The organism is Streptomyces omiyaensis, assembly GCF_014650895.1.
Classification (GTDB): Bacteria; Actinomycetota; Actinomycetes; order Streptomycetales; family Streptomycetaceae; genus Streptomyces; species Streptomyces omiyaensis.
On sequence record NZ_BMVV01000059.1, the window covers coordinates 1 to 13,710 of the forward strand.

13 protein-coding genes are annotated in these 13,710 nt (G+C 72.8%); 9 read left to right on the top strand and 4 right to left on the bottom strand.

The genetic code is table 11. The features are described from left to right. A partial coding sequence (locus IE287_RS37700) for a type I polyketide synthase (protein WP_189853945.1) occupies positions 1-1,883 on the bottom strand: 1,883 nt, incomplete at its 3' end. 296 nt (positions 1,884-2,179) lie between these two features. Between IE287_RS37700 and IE287_RS37705 the strand changes: the two genes are divergently transcribed. After that, a complete protein-coding gene (locus IE287_RS37705) occupies positions 2,180-2,560 on the top strand; it encodes a YybH family protein (RefSeq protein WP_189853946.1) in 381 nt (126 codons plus the stop codon). A 334-nt stretch (positions 2,561-2,894) separates the two neighbouring features. Here the strand turns inward: IE287_RS37705 and IE287_RS37710 are convergent, their stop codons facing one another. After that, entirely contained in the window at positions 2,895-4,079 is a 1,185-nt protein-coding gene (locus IE287_RS37710) for an acyl-CoA dehydrogenase family protein (protein ID WP_189853947.1), read from the bottom strand. A gap of 199 nt (positions 4,080-4,278) precedes the next feature. Between IE287_RS37710 and IE287_RS37715 the strand changes: the two genes are divergently transcribed. The 4 genes from IE287_RS37715 to IE287_RS39265 all read left to right on the top strand — a co-directional run bounded on the left by IE287_RS37715 (position 4,279) and on the right by IE287_RS39265 (position 6,609). Then, on the top strand, positions 4,279-4,731 hold the full coding sequence (locus IE287_RS37715) for a YybH family protein (RefSeq protein WP_229884010.1): 453 nt from the start codon (positions 4,279-4,281) through the stop codon (positions 4,729-4,731). 181 nt (positions 4,732-4,912) lie between these two features. Beyond that, the gene (locus tag IE287_RS37720) at positions 4,913-5,518 is read left to right on the top strand and encodes a ScbR family autoregulator-binding transcription factor (protein WP_189853948.1); all 606 of its coding nucleotides are present in this window, start codon (positions 4,913-4,915) and stop codon (positions 5,516-5,518) included. Continuing rightward, entirely contained in the window at positions 5,515-6,279 is a 765-nt protein-coding gene (locus IE287_RS37725) for a thioesterase II family protein (protein WP_189853949.1), read from the top strand. Before IE287_RS37720 ends, IE287_RS37725 begins: the two co-directional genes overlap by 4 nt. Positions 6,280-6,477: 198 nt before the next feature. Beyond that, positions 6,478-6,609, top strand: a complete 132-nt coding sequence (locus IE287_RS39265) for a hypothetical protein (protein ID WP_268255025.1) — start codon at positions 6,478-6,480, stop codon at positions 6,607-6,609. A gap of 50 nt (positions 6,610-6,659) precedes the next feature. Here the strand turns inward: IE287_RS39265 and IE287_RS37730 are convergent, their stop codons facing one another. Continuing rightward, positions 6,660-7,148, bottom strand: coding sequence for a pyridoxamine 5'-phosphate oxidase family protein (locus tag IE287_RS37730; RefSeq protein ID WP_189853950.1), 489 nt, complete (start codon positions 7,146-7,148; stop codon positions 6,660-6,662). Between the two features lie 409 nt (positions 7,149-7,557). Between IE287_RS37730 and IE287_RS37735 the strand changes: the two genes are divergently transcribed. After that, entirely contained in the window at positions 7,558-9,825 is a 2,268-nt protein-coding gene (locus IE287_RS37735; protein ID WP_189853951.1) for an AfsR/SARP family transcriptional regulator, read from the top strand. A gap of 285 nt (positions 9,826-10,110) precedes the next feature. Here the strand turns inward: IE287_RS37735 and IE287_RS37740 are convergent, their stop codons facing one another. Continuing rightward, positions 10,111-11,697: an aspartate aminotransferase family protein gene (locus IE287_RS37740; protein WP_189853952.1), complete on the bottom strand. Its 1,587-nt coding sequence runs from the start codon at positions 11,695-11,697 to the stop codon at positions 10,111-10,113. Positions 11,698-11,894: 197 nt separating this feature from the next. Between IE287_RS37740 and IE287_RS37745 the strand changes: the two genes are divergently transcribed. The 3 genes from IE287_RS37745 to IE287_RS37755 all read left to right on the top strand — a co-directional run. Then, positions 11,895-12,431, top strand: a complete 537-nt coding sequence (locus IE287_RS37745; protein WP_229884011.1) for a flavin reductase family protein — start codon at positions 11,895-11,897, stop codon at positions 12,429-12,431. Next, complete coding sequence (locus IE287_RS37750) at positions 12,428-13,582, top strand: sensor histidine kinase (protein ID WP_189853953.1); 1,155 nt, start codon at positions 12,428-12,430, stop codon at positions 13,580-13,582. The genes IE287_RS37745 and IE287_RS37750 overlap by 4 nt, the downstream gene beginning before the upstream one ends. A gap of 9 nt (positions 13,583-13,591) precedes the next feature. Further along, the coding region (locus IE287_RS37755; protein WP_141708051.1) for a biotin carboxylase N-terminal domain-containing protein at positions 13,592-13,710 on the top strand (119 nt) is incomplete at its 3' end.

The following is a 13,710-nucleotide window of genomic DNA, read 5'->3' on the forward strand; positions in this document are numbered from 1 at the left end:
GAATGCCCGGCCACGAAGTCCGGCCGCACACCCCACGACTCCACCAGCCGGAACAACGCCACCTCGACCGCGAACAACGCCGGCTGCGTCCAGCCCGTCTCGTCGAGGGCGTCGCCGGAGGCGATCACACCGCGCAGCGAGCCGTTCAGGCCTCCGGCTTCCAGCAGGGCGCAGACCTTGTCGAAGGCGGCGGCGAAGACGGGGAAGGAGGCATACAGCTCCCCCGCCATGCCGGGCCGCTGGGCTCCCTGGCCGGTGAAGAGGAAACCGAGTCGGCCGTCCCGTATGTTTCCGGAGACCACGGAGGCGTCGGGGGTGCCCTGGGCGAGGGCGTCCAGGGCGGTGAGGAAGGCGTCCTTGCCGTCGGCGAGGACGACCGCGCGTTCGGCGAAGGCGGTGCGGGTGGTCAGGAGCGAGAAGCCGATGTCGGTGGGGTCGGCGTCGCCGGCGGCGGTGAAGTCGTGCAGCTTGCGGGCCTGGGCGCGCAGCGCGTCCGCGTTCTTGGCGGAGAGGACCCACGGGAGGGTGGTGCCGGCGGGGGTGGTGCTCGCGCGGGCGGGGGCGGTGGGCGCGGGGGCCTCGGTCAGGACGACGTGGCAGTTGGTGCCGCCCATGCCGAAGGAGGAGACGCCCGCGACCAGGGGGCGGTCGGGGTGCGGCCAGGCGGTGAGGGCGCGGGGGACGGCGAGCTTGAGGGCGTCGAGGTCGATGGCGGGGTTGGGGGTCTCGAAGTTCAGGCTGGCGGGCAGTTCCCGGTGGGTCAGGCTCAGCAGGGCCTTGAGCAGGCCGACCATGCCCGCGGCGCCTTCCAGGTGCCCGACGTTGGTCTTGGCGGAGCCGACGAGCAGGGGGTCGCCGGGGGCGCGGTGGGCGCGGAAGACGTCGCCGAGCGCGGCGGCCTCGATGGGGTCGCCGACGGGGGTGCCGGTGCCGTGGAGCTCGACGTACTGAACTTCGGAGGGACTGATTCCGGCCTTTTCGCAGGCCTCGCGGATCACCTGGCTCTGGGCTTCGCGGCTGGGGACGGTCAGGCCGGGGGTGGCGCCGTCGTTGTTGACGGCGCTGCCGCGGATGACGCCGTAGACGCGGTCGCCGTCGGCGAGGGCCCGGTCGAGGGGCTTGAGGAGGACGGCGCCGCCGCCCTCGCCCCGGACGAAGCCGTTGGCGCGGGCGTCGAAGGTGTAGGCGGTGCCGTCCGGGGAGAGGCCGCCGAAGCGCTCCTCGGTGACGGCGCTCTCGCCGAGGATGTTGAGGTTGATGCCGGCGGCGACGGCGGTGGTGGACTCCCCCGAGCGCAGCGACTCGCAGGCCAGGTGCACGGCGACGAGCGAGGAGGACTGGGCGGCGTCGACGGTGAGGCTGGGGCCGCGCAGGCCGAGGTGGTAGGAGACCCGGTTGGCGATGACGCCGCGGTTGAGGCCGGTCATGGAGTGCTGGGTGAGGGCGGGGTCGCCGTACTGGTGGGCGAGGCTGGTGTAGTCGTCGCGGAGGGTGCCGACGAAGACGGCGGTGCGGGTGTCGCGCAGCCGGGCGGGGACGATGCCGGCGTCCTCCAGGGCCTCCCAGGTCAGTTCGAGGACGAGGCGCTGCTGCGGGTCCATGGCGGCGGCCTCGCGCGGGGAGATCCCGAAGAAGCCGGCGTCGAAGTCGCCGATGCCGTCGATGAAGCCGCCGCGGCGGATGCCGGCGCCGGGGCCCGCGGGGGCGGTGTCCCAGCGGCCCTCGGGGGCGTCGGTGATCGCGTCGGTGCCGCTGCGGAGCAGCTCCCAGAAGGCTGCCGGTCCGAGGTTCCCGGGCAGTCGGCAGGACATGCCGATGACGGCCACTGCTCCTTCGTCCGCGCGCGGCGTCCGGTTCTCCACAGAATTGCCATTGCTCGTCATCGCGGTCGGCTGCCCTTTCTTGGCTGACTTCGAATCGGCGTGGACCCGGCGTGAATGCCGAGGCGTCGGGTCACCACACTCGGACGTCGACCTTAGGTCCGTGCGGGCGGATCGCTCTCAATACCGGCTCATGGGCGGGTAACCGGCAGGAATTCCGCCGTCTGGTGACATGTCGTTACTGGCCGGTGGACATCCGGTGAGCCGCCCCCGGATACGTTTCGGGACGGAACACATCAGCGCGGGAACCGCACCGACTCCTGGGTGTCACGTACCGAGAAAGTAGGGAAGAACTCGTCATGAGTAATCTCACCAGCGATGTAGAAAAGCACACCGCTTTGTACGAAGCGGCCTTCAATTCGGGGGACGCCGATGCGGTGAACGCGATGTACACCGATGAGGCCGTCGCCGTGTGGGAGCCCGGGAAGCCCCTCTCCGGCGAGGCCCGCAGGGCGGCCGTCAAGGAGTTCCTGGCCCTCAAGCCCAAGATGCGCGCCAAGCCGCGGCAGTCGTTCGTGACGGGCGACACCGCGCTGCTGATCGTGGACTGGTCCATCGCCACCGTCGACGCGGACGGTGCGCCGGAGCTGCTGACGGGCGTGGGGGTCGACGTGCTGCGCAAGGGCGCGGACGGCAACTGGCGTTACGCGATCGACGACCCGTACGGCGAGCAGGAGTAGCCGGGCGGCTTCGGCGCAGGAAAGGCCGCGGGCCCGCGTGCAGCGCACACTGCACGCGGGCCCGCGGCCTTCTCGCGCGGTCCTGCCGGCGGAAACCGGTGTCCGGGAGGCGGAAACCGGTGTCCGGGAGGTGGGGGGCGGTGTCCCGGAGGTGGGGGGCGGTGTCCCGGAGGTGGTGCCGGCGGAACCCGGTGTCCGGGAGGAACCGGAGGTGGGGGGCCGGTGTCCCGGAACAGCCGGAGGGGAGAGCGGTGTCCGGGAGGAACCGGAGGTGGGGGGCCGGTGTCCCGGAGGATCCGGAGGAACCCGGTCTCCCGGGGTCCGGGAGGAGCCGTCAGAAGAACTCGGTGTCGGGGTCGAGGCCGACGAGGACGCGGCCGTAGGCCTCGAAGCCGCCGAGCGGTGCCATCAGGCCGTGCAGGGCGAGGCCCTGGATGTCCCGGTGGACGCGCTGGAAGGGCTGGGAGCGGGCGATGACCGAGGCGCCGCTGACCGAGTGCAGGAGGTCGACGGCCTCCTTGGCCAGCAGGACGGAGTAGGTGATCTGGCTGCGGATCTCCACCCGCTCCTGCATGCCGAGGCGCTCGTCGGCGTCGGCCGCGTCCTGCATGCGCCGGCCCCAGCTGTCGGCCAGGGCCTGGGCCGCGGAGATCTTGTTGGCGGCGGCGGCGACCTGGAACTGGATGTGCGGATGGGCGCGCTGCTCCTCCCAGTGGGTGTAGGCGATGCCCTTGCCGGGGAGGCGGTCGAGGAAGAGTTCGAGGCCGGCGCGGGCCATGCCGATGTACGCGGCGGCGGAGAGCGCCATCACGTAGGCGGTGAGCCCGTACTCGCGGCCGGTGCCGGCGGTGTGGGCGCGGTCGGCGACCTGGCCCTCCAGGACCTCGAAGCCGTCGACGACGCGGTGCGCGGGGACGAACAGGCCGGTGACGGAGGAGGTGCAGCTTCCGGTGCCGGCGGCGGCGGTGACGTCCCAGTCGTCGGCGATGGCCATCTCGGCGGCGGGGACGATCGCGTACACCTCCTCGTGGACGTCGTCGGTGCGCTCGACGAGGGCGGCGAGGATGTTCCAGTCGGCGCCGCGGATGCCGGTGTTGAAGCGCCAGCTGCCGGTGAGGACGAAGCCGCCGTCGGTGCGGGTGGCGCGGCCGGTGGGGGTGAAGCCGCCGGAGACCTTCAGCGAGCCGTCGCTCGTGCCGTAGATCTCGTCCTGGGCGCGGTCGGGGTACTGGGAGACGATCCAGGCGCTGGAGATCCAGGCGTTGGCGACCCAGCCGGTGGAGCCGCAGCCGCGGGCGACCTCGGCGACGAGCGCGAGCTGGTCGGCGAGGGGCAGGTCGAGTCCGCCGAACCTGCGCGGGACGGCGGCGCGGAAGACGCCGGCCTGCTCGAGCAGCTCTATGTTCTCCGGTACGAGCCAGCCGCGTTCCTCGGTGGCGCGCCCGTTCGCACGGAGCGTGGGGACGATCTCCCGTACCGCTTTCAGCACGGTGCCGGAGTCGATGTCGGCCGTGGCCATCCTGTCTCCTCTGTCGCTATTCTCATTCGATTCCGCCCCGACTGTACTGCGGGCGCTTTCCGGCGCTTCCGCAATTCACTCACGCCGTGGTCATCGGCGGCTTCGGGCTTTGATGAGCGGCCGGTTACCGGTGCGTGAGAACCCTTTCGAATGACGCTGGGTACCGTCGGCATGCACCTCCCTCAGGCGATCGCATGCCATGATCAAGAAAGTGGGGACCATTCCCATGAGCATTCCTGGTGTCACCGTCGATTTCGACGTCAACAACCCGGATCTCACCGGCGACACGGATACGCAGAACGAGATCTTCATTCAGCTTTTCAACTCGGGTGACGGCGCGCTGTTCGATCTGCTGTACCGTGACGACGCGATCTCGAACTTCTCCGGCTCTCCCCTGACGGGCGAGGCGCGGCTCGCGTTCTTCAAGGAGTTCCTGGCGCCGAAGCCGTTCCTGAAGGCCGAGGTCACCCACGCGTACGTCGCCGGCGACGTGGCGCTGATCGGCGTGAAGTTCAGCGTCGACAGCACCGGCCCGGACGGGGAGCCCGTCCGGCTGGAGGGCAGCTGCACCGACGTCCTGCGTCTGGGCGACGACGGCCGCTGGCTGATGGCCATCGACCGTCCGGTCGCGGGGACCCTGCTGCCGGAGTAGCCGACGCCGCGGGCGGGCCCGGTCGGCCGGGCCCGCCGCAACGCGCCAGGGGCCGTGGTCGGATTCCGGACGGCGGCGGCCCCGGCACCGATCCGGTGAATGGAAACCGCAGGGGCGGTTCATTACGCTGGTCGCCCTTGAGGGCCCGTCAGGGCGGGTCCCAGGTATCCACGGAGAGCACATGGCCATGCAGGAGCGCGCGGTCCGCACGCGCACAACGCTCATTCGGTCCGCGGCGGAGATCTTCGACGCGGACGGCTTCGTCGCCGCGTCGATCTCCGCCATCAGCACCAGGGCGGGGGTCAGCGGAGGCGCGCTGCACTTCCACTTCCCCAGCAAGGGTGCCCTGGCCGAGGCGATCGAGGCGGAGGCGGAACGCCGGCTCCAGCTGATCACCGGCCGTGCCGAGGAACCCGTGGACTGCCCGCTGCGCACCCTCGTCGACGCCTCGCACCGGCTGTTCGACCAGCTCAACCGGGACATCGTGCTGCGCGCCGGCTTCTCGCTCGGCTGCGAGGCCGCCTGGCAGGGCAAGGTCGACCTGCACGCGCAGTGGAAGGACTGGATCGAGGAGACCCTCGTGTCCGCCGCCGACCGCGGCGTCCTCGCGGACGGCACGACGGCGCAGGACGCGGCGACCGTGGTGGCCGCCTCGACGGTCGGTTTCGAGGCGCTCGGCCGCAAGAACCCCGAATGGCTCTCCCCGCAACGCCTCGGCCGCTTCTGGCGGCTGATGCTCCCCTGTCTGGAGCGAGCGGAAGTGCCCCTGCAGAAAGGGACAACGTGAACAGCATCTGGTTCCGGCGCTTCGCGGCGGCCCCCGGCCCCGCGTTCGACGGCCACCCCGTCACGAAGCTCGTCTGCTTCCCGCACGCGGGAGGCTCGGCGAGCTCCTACCTGCCCCTCGCCCGGGGCCTCTCGGGGCGGCTCGACGTCCTGGCCGTGCAGTACCCGGGCCGTCAGGACCGCCGCCAGGAGCGGCCGTTCACCGACATCCACGCGCTGGCCGACGCGGTCGCCGAGGAGCTGCGGCCCCTGACCGGCGAGCCGTACGCCCTGTTCGGGCACAGCATGGGCGCCCTCCTCGCGTACGAGACGCTGCGGCGGCTGGCCGGCGGCGGCGCCCCCGCGCCGCGCCGCCTGTTCGTCTCCGGGCGCGGCGCCCCGGGCCCGCGGGCCAACGTCCACGACGCGCTGACCACCGACGCCCAGGTGCTCACCGCGGTCCGCGCGCTCGGCGGCACCGGTGCCGGGGTCCTGGACGATCCCGAGCTGCGGGAGATGGTCATGCCGGCGCTGCGCGCCGACTACCGGGCCCTGGGCGCCTACCGGTGGCCCGGCGCCGTCCCGCTCTCCGTGCCGGTCACCGCGCTGGTCGGCGACGCCGACCCGGTGGTGAGCGTCGACGCGGTGGCGGGCTGGAGCGACCGCACGGACGGCCCGTTCGACCTGCGCGTCTTTCCCGGCGGGCACTTCTACCTCGACGCGCACACCCCGGAGATCGCCGATCTGGTCGTCACCGGGCTCCTGGCCGGCGCGGACGTCTGACCGCGCTCCCGGCACGGCGGGGCGAAGACCCGGCGCCCGCTCGCCCGACGCCCGTGGCGCCCGGTCGCCCGACGCTCGTGGCGCGCGCTCGCCCGATGCCCGTGGCGCCCGGCCCCCGGGGTCCCCGTGGCCGCCGTCCGGCGGCCGGTGCCCCGCTCTCGTACCCGCTGCTCGACGACTCGATCACCGGAGGAAGCCATGTACGAGCACGACCGTGAGGCCGCGGAACGCGCGTCCGCCCGCGACAAGGACGCCTATCCGGTGCTGCTGCTGGCCGGCGCCGAGGACGACCACCCCGGGGAGCGCCACATCGTGCGGGGCATCGACTGACCGGCTGACCGGCCGTCGGCCCGGCGGCCGGCCGCCGGGCCGACGGCCGGTCAGCCGGCGCTCTCGTCCGTCCAGATGCGGCTGCTGAGGTCCGACCCGCGCAGCACCTGCACCCGCCAGGGGTCGATGCGCAGGACGTGGTACTTGGGGTCGTCCGGGCCGCCGCGCCAGAAGTTGAGCGGGTTGTAGCCGACGCCCGCGGGGCTCCCCTTGCGGTACAGGTCCCAGGCGTAGCGCCGGGTCTCGGCGTCCTCGGCCCAGGTGGAGACGCTGTCGATGAAGACGGCGTTCTGGCGGGGGTTCCAGTACGAGTAGGTCGTGTGCGGGTTGTTGGCGAGGTGGGCGACCTTGACCGGGGTCTTGTAGGCGGCCAGCCAGCCGACCGGCTTTCCGTCGACCACTTCCCAGATGGGCAGCAGGACCCGGGCCCTGGGACGCGCTTTCCTGTCCACGGTGATCATCGTGCAGTAGACGATGTCCTGGATGTAGGAGAAGAACTTGTCCTCGATTTCCGAGAAGGATTCCACTTTAGTAGCCACGACGATTCCTCTCGGTGTCCGGCGACTTCGCCAAGAATTCTTCCGACCAGGATGCCGCAGTGGCATCGGAGGATGGAAGAAGGCACTTTGAAGTCACCGAGTTACCCCGCGCATACCACCGGGGGCGCGGGGCCGGCGGGCGGTCCGGGATTCCCGACCGCGCCCCGCCCGCACCCCGCTCGCGCCCCGCTCGTGCCCCGCTCGTGCCCCGCTCGTGCCCCGCTCGTGCCCCGCTGACATGGTGCGCTCCCGTCACGTCTTGCTCAAGACGGCTTCAAGGATCCCGTGAAAACCTTTGGGTAAAATCTGACGGAAAGTGTGACAAAGGCGCTCGGCGGCATCGGAAATCACATGCCGTTCTCCGTCCTGGGCGGCCCCGAGTTGCATTCCTTCTTCGGAGCGGGGGGCCATGAAGTTCAGACTGCTGGGACCGTTGGAAGCGATATCGGAGGCCGGGCCCGTCGTCCTGGGAGGGACGAAACAGCGCGCGACGCTCGGCTATCTCCTGCTGCACGCCAATCGGGTCGTGGCGACGAGCGAACTCGTCCAGGCGCTGTGGGACCTGGAGGACGTGCCGGCGTCGGCCCGGAAGATCCTGCACAACGCGGTCTGGGGACTGCGGACCGTCCTGGCCGAGGGTGCCGGGGGCCCCGCGGGCGCGAACGGCCCCGCGGGCGGCCCCGCCGGCACCACCACGGGCGGTCCGGGCGGTCCGGCGGGGGGCGGCTTACCGGAGCTGGTGACCAAGGCGCCCGGCTACGTGCTGCGGGTCGACCCGGACGACGTCGACCTGCTCGTCTACCGCCGGCGGGTCTCCGAGGGCCGGGCCGCGCTCGCCGCGTCCGCGCCGGAGACGGCGGCGCGGCAGCTGCGCGAGGGGCTCGACCTGTGGGGCGGCCCGCTCCTGGCCGACCTGGCGGAGTCGGGCATCGCCTGGCCCGAGCTCGACGCCGCGCGCCGGGACCGGCTCGACGTCCTGGAGGACCTCTTCGATGCCGAACTGGAGTGCGGGCGGCACTACTCGCTGCTCGGCGAGCTGACGATGATGGCCGAGGCGGAGCCGCTGCGGGAGCGGGCGTGCGGGCAGCTGATGCTCGCGCTGTACCGCTGCGGCCGGCAGGCCGACGCCCTGAACGTCTACGAGCGGGTGCGGTCGGCGCTGGTGGAGAACCTCGGTCTGGAGCCGGGCCACGAGCTGCGCACGCTCCAGCACGCGATCCTCACCCACGACGCCGCGCTGGCCTGGGTCTCCCCCGCCCCCTCCCGCACCCGGGCGACCCCGGCCGGGCAGAGCGAACAGGGCGGACGGGCCGGGCAGGCGGAGCACGCGGACCGGACGGAGCCGGTCGCGCCGGGGACGTCCGCGGCGCGGGCGGCCGCGCCGGGGTCACCCGCCGGCCCCTCCCCCTCCCCCGCCGCCGTTCCCGCCCTCCCCGCGGTGCCCGCCGTGCCGCGGCAGGGCCGGGCGGCCGTGACCGAGCGGATCCCGGTGAGCGCGCTGCTCGTCGGGCTGCGCCTGGGCAGCCTCGACGACGTGGCGCCCGGGGAGATCGACACGGCCCTGCACACCGTCGAGGACGTCATCAGCCGCTTCGGCGGCACGGTCGTCGCGGCGATCGGTTCGGTCACCCTGGCCCTCTTCGGCGTCGACGGACACCGTGACGACGATCCCGAGCGGGCCGTGCGGGCCGCCCTGGCGCTGCGCGAGAGGTTCTCGACGAGCCGGCAGCCGGCGTTCCGGGCCGCCGTGACCACCGGCAGGGCCCTGATCCGGCTCAGCCCGGAGGGCGACGGCGGCCGCCCGTCGGCCGTGGGCTCCCTCCTGGACGACGGACGGGCCATGCTCGCCCGGGTGCCCGACGGCGAGGTCTGGATGGGCGGCGCCACCCGGCTGGCCACCGGGGCGTCCGTCGCGGCGAAGTCGGCCGACGACTGCTCGGACGACTGGCAGGTCCTCGGGCTGGTCGGGGCGGGCGCGGGCCTGCGCACCGACCGGGAGCACGAACTGGGCGTGCTCAACGGCCTGCTCGACTGGGCCCGGCACAGCTCCGTGCCGCATCTGGTGACCGTCCTCGGGGCGCCGGGCGTCGGCAAGACCCATCTGCTGACCGAGTTCGAGCGGAGCATCGCCCTGCAGCCGCGGTCGACCGCCCGCGTCCTGACCGCCCGCGCCCCGGGCCGGGGCGGTCTGTCGGTGCCGGGGACGATCCTGGCCCGCTACTGCGGGGTCCTTCCCCGGGACTCCGCCGAGGACGCCCGCGGCAAACTGGCCGCGGCCGTCTGGCGGCTGCGGCTGGCCAAGGCCCGCCGGGCCCACCTCTACCGGCTGCTGCTGCCGCTCCTGGTGGGCGGCGCCTCCCCGGCCGGAGCCCCGGGCGGTGACGACGTCCTGGACGCGTGGACGGAGTGCCTCACCGCGGCGGCGGTGCTCGAACCGGTCGTGATCGTCGTCGACGACGCGCACTGGGCGGACGACGCCGTGCTCGACCGGCTCGAGTCGCTGCCCGACGGCGCGGGGACGGCCCCGCTGCTCACGGTGGCCACCGCCCGGCCCGAACTCCTCGACCGGCGGCCCGGGTGGGGCGGCGGGAAGCACCGCTCCTCCACGCTCACCCTGCTGCCGCCGAGAACCGGCCCCGCGGCGGAGAGCAGGCCCCGGACGGGGATCGCCGTGTGAGACGGCAGGGCGAGCACGCACCGCGCGCGGTGCACGGCACCGGAGCCGTACGGGGCGCGGAAACGCCCGCTGCAGCAGCCGTACGGGAGCAGAGGACGCCCGATGCCGGGGCCGTACGAAAGCAGAGGACGCCCCCTGCCGGAGCCGTACGAAAGCAGGGGACGCCCGGCGCCGGAGCCGTACGAAAGCAGAGGGCGCCCGGCGCGGGGGCCGTGCGGGGCGGGAGGGGCGTGGCGCCGGAGGCCGGGTGGGGGTGGGCCCGGCCTCCGGCCCGTCGGGGCCGGCTCAGGCGGCCGCGGTGCCGGTCAGACGCGCCCCGTCGGCCTCGCGGAAGACCACGCAGAGCGCGCGCAGACCGGTCTCCAGCTGCCGGATCTCCGCGTCGGTCAGCAGCAGGGAGGGCTCGAACCGCAGCGTGTTGACGGCGCTGGCGGTCGGGAACGTGCGGATGCGGTGCTCGCGCAGCAGATAGCCGGCGGCCGTGTAGCCGAGCAGGGCGGCGCTCTCCCGGATCGCCTCCGAGGCGGAGCCGGACTGGTCGTGGAACTCCAGGCCGAGCATCAGACCGCGCCCCCGGACGTCCTTGACGACGTCGGGGTGGTCGGCGGCGACCGCCTCCAGCATGTCCTTCAGCTTCCCGCCCCGCTCGCGGGCCGTGCGGTAGGCCGCGCCGCCGTCGGCCTCCAGAAGCTCCAGGACCTTCTTGGAGATGAAGCAGGAGAAGGCGTCCTTGGCGAACGTCGAGCTGTGCACGAGTTCGAAGGGCGGACGGTACAGGGAACTGCGGGTGAGCATCACCGAGGTCTTCGCTATTCCGCCGCCGAGGCTCTTGGCGAGGGTGTAGTAGTCACCGCGCAGGCCGATGGCGGAACTCGCCAGGAAATCGCCCGTGCGACCCATTCCGCTCTGCACCTCGTCGATGATGACGGGGCAGTCGATCTCCGCGCACACCTGCTGGATCTCGCGGGCGAATTCGGCCGACAGGACGTGGATGCCGCCCTCGCCCTGGATCGGTTCGAGGACGAATCCGCAGAAGACCGGGGAATTGCGTTCCACGACCCGGACGGTGTTGTCCTCGACCACCAGGTCGTAGACGGTGGCCCGCTCGCTCTCGACGGTCTCCTTGAGCGCCTCGGGGCTGCCGGCGGGGACGAAGCGGGCGGGTGCGGCGAGCGCGGCGAACGGGGCCCGGTAGCCCTCGTTGTGGGTGAGCTGGACGCTGCCGACGAGCTTGCCGTGGAAGCCGCCCTCCAGGGTCAGGAAGACGGGCGGGCGGCCGAGCTGCGCCGCGTTGTGGCGCTCGATCTCGGCGGACAGCGCCTCGAAGTCGCTCACCCGTCCGGCCTGTCCCGCCAGGCCGACCAGGGCGAACGCCTCCGGTGCGACGGCGGCGCCGCCGAACACGGCGAGCCGTGCGGCGGCGAGGTTCTCCGCCAGGGTGTCGGCGAGCTCCCGCAGCCGCATCCCGCGGTCCATCTCGGCGTGCTTGACGGCCGCCTCCACCGCCTCCGCGCCGGTGTTGGCGAAGATCGCCGAGTAGTACTCGTCGGTGCCCAGCTCCCGCTGGATGATCCGGTTCAGCGCCAGCGCCACGTCGTTGGCGTACGGGTGCCGGGAGAACTGCGCGTGCACGGGGGTCTGCGAGGCGATGAGCCGCTGCGCGTACGCCGAGATCTCGGGGTGGTTGTGCCCGAGGATCAGCGAGCCGTAGCCGCCCGCGAAATCGAGGACGGGAACTTCGCCGCCGTTCTCGTCGAGGTAGTACAGCGTGTTTCCCTCGGCCCGTACGTAATCGATGTCGAGGCCGACCGAGGACAGCCACCCGAGAAGGTGCGGTTCCGCGAGCTGAGGCTCCGCCGAAACGGTATCCATGACACCCCTCACACTGGTTTGAATTTGCGAATGCCTTGTCGAAGCCTCCCGACCCTACCGAGCGGCGCAACAATCCCGGCACATGTCCGGTCACGCACCGGTAATCGGAGGAGGGAGGGGCGGGCAGACCGGACGATTACTGGGCGGTGCCCGGCACCCCGTACGTTTCCTTCCATGGATTATCCGAAGGAAGCAGCATGAATTCCGTATCCACCGGTGTAGCCGTCCCGCCGGGGCCGCCGCTCGCGGAACCGGCGTCACTGCGCGAGGTCATGGCCCGGTTCGCGACCGGGGTGACCGTGCTGTCCGTCGGCGGCGAGAACATCCACGGCATGACGGCCAACGCCTTCACCTCCGTCTCCCTGGACCCGCCGACCGTCCTGTGCTGCGTGGCCCACAGCGCGGTCATGCACGACGCGATCCGCTCCGCCGGGCACTTCGGGGTGTCGATCATGGGCGCCGATCAGGAGCACCTGGCGCGGTTCTTCGCGGACAAGAAGCGTCCGCTGGGGCCGGCGCAGTTCACCGGGGTCGACTGGGCCCCGGGGCCGCGCACCGGTGCTCCGCTGCTGTCCGGGGCGCTGGCGTGGCTGGAGTGCGAGCTGTCCACGTCGTACGACATCGGCGACCACTCCATCTTCGTGGGGGACGTGGTCGGCACGGGTCGCAGCGGCGACACGGACGGGCTGCTGTTCTTCGGCGGCGCGTTCCACCGAGCCGCCGCCGCGCGATGAGCGCGCCGGCGGGTGTGGGCGGCTGGGAGACCCTCATCGGGCCCGGTTTCGCCGAGGCACTGCAGCAGGGCCTGGACCGGGTGGCGCGCAGTGCGCCGTCCCGGGGGGCCGTGGCCCGCGTCTTCGTGCCCACCGAGGGCGCGGAGGTTCCCGCCGGGCCGCTGCGGCTGCACGTCGAGGCGGTCCTGCGCCGGTTCGAGTCCGCGCTGCCGGGTGTGCTGAGCGCGGGTGACCGGTGGGATCCCGCGGTCCGCGGGCCGCTGGTGACGTGGGCGGGGGCGGTGCTCGCCGTCGCCTTCGGGGCGGAGGCCGGGGGCGTGCGGGCCCCCGGCCCGCAGCCGGCCGTGCCCCATCTGCCGGCCGTCTCCTCCCTGCTGATGGAGTGTGCGGTGCTGCAGATGATGGAGAGCGGCTGTCTGGACGCGCCCTCGGTGCAGGCCCTGGGCGAGGCGCTGCGGCAGACCGGCCGGGCGGACGATCCGGCCGGCGGCCGGCTGTCGGCCTGCTGCTGGGGCGAGCAGCGCCGGATCTCGCGGGAGCTGCACGACGAGGTCGCCGACGGTGTCGGCACGGCGCGGCTGCTGCTGGAGCGGCTGGAGGCGGCGGCCGGGCCGGAGGGCGCGGACCGCGGCGGGCTGGCGGCCGCCGGTCACGCGCTGCGCAAGGCCGACATCCGGTTGCGTGCCCTGATCCGCAGGGAGCGCGTGCGGGCCGCGCTGCCGCCGCTCGACGCGGCGGTGCGCCGTTTCGCCGCCGGGCTCGCCCCCGAGGGGGTGCGGCTCAGTGTCAGGTCGACGGGTGACGAGGGTCTGATCCCGGACGCCCGCCGCCGGGACCTGTACCTGGTGGTGTGCGAGGCGCTGCGGAACAGTTTCGCGCACTCCGGGGCGCGGCACGTGAAGGTGGTCATCCGTTCCACCCGCTGGTGGGCGTACGCGAGCGTCGAGGACGACGGGCGCGGTTTCGACTTCACGCGGGAACTGCGGCCGGGCCACGACCACCAGGGCTTCCGTTCCATGACGGAGCGGATGGAGGACATCGGCGGCCGGCTGACCGTCAGCAGCTCCCCTCTGGAGGGGACGCACATCGAGGCGCATCTGCCGCTGCGTCCGCACGCCGAGGGCGTGCGGTCGCGGTCCACCCATCTGTGAGGAGCCGTCGTGCGCAAGGTCCTGATCGCCAACCGTGGCGAAATCGCTGTTCGTGTCGCCCGTGCCTGCCGGGATGCCGGGATCGCGAGCGTAGCCGTCTACGCCGACCCGGACCGGGACGCCCTGCA

Coding starts and splice junctions, on each gene's coding strand:
- IE287_RS37705 (WP_189853946.1), top strand. CDS start 2,180: ATGAGTAATCTCACCAGCGATGTAGAAAAGCACACCGCTTTGTACGAA.
- IE287_RS37710 (WP_189853947.1), bottom strand. CDS start 4,079: ATGGCCACGGCCGACATCGACTCCGGCACCGTGCTGAAAGCGGTACGG.
- IE287_RS37715 (WP_229884010.1), top strand. CDS start 4,279: ATGATCAAGAAAGTGGGGACCATTCCCATGAGCATTCCTGGTGTCACC.
- IE287_RS37720 (WP_189853948.1), top strand. CDS start 4,913: ATGGCCATGCAGGAGCGCGCGGTCCGCACGCGCACAACGCTCATTCGG.
- IE287_RS39265 (WP_268255025.1), top strand. CDS start 6,478: ATGTACGAGCACGACCGTGAGGCCGCGGAACGCGCGTCCGCCCGCGAC.
- IE287_RS37735 (WP_189853951.1), top strand. CDS start 7,558: ATGAAGTTCAGACTGCTGGGACCGTTGGAAGCGATATCGGAGGCCGGG.
- IE287_RS37740 (WP_189853952.1), bottom strand. CDS start 11,697: ATGGATACCGTTTCGGCGGAGCCTCAGCTCGCGGAACCGCACCTTCTC.
- IE287_RS37745 (WP_229884011.1), top strand. CDS start 11,895: ATGAATTCCGTATCCACCGGTGTAGCCGTCCCGCCGGGGCCGCCGCTC.
- IE287_RS37750 (WP_189853953.1), top strand. CDS start 12,428: ATGAGCGCGCCGGCGGGTGTGGGCGGCTGGGAGACCCTCATCGGGCCC.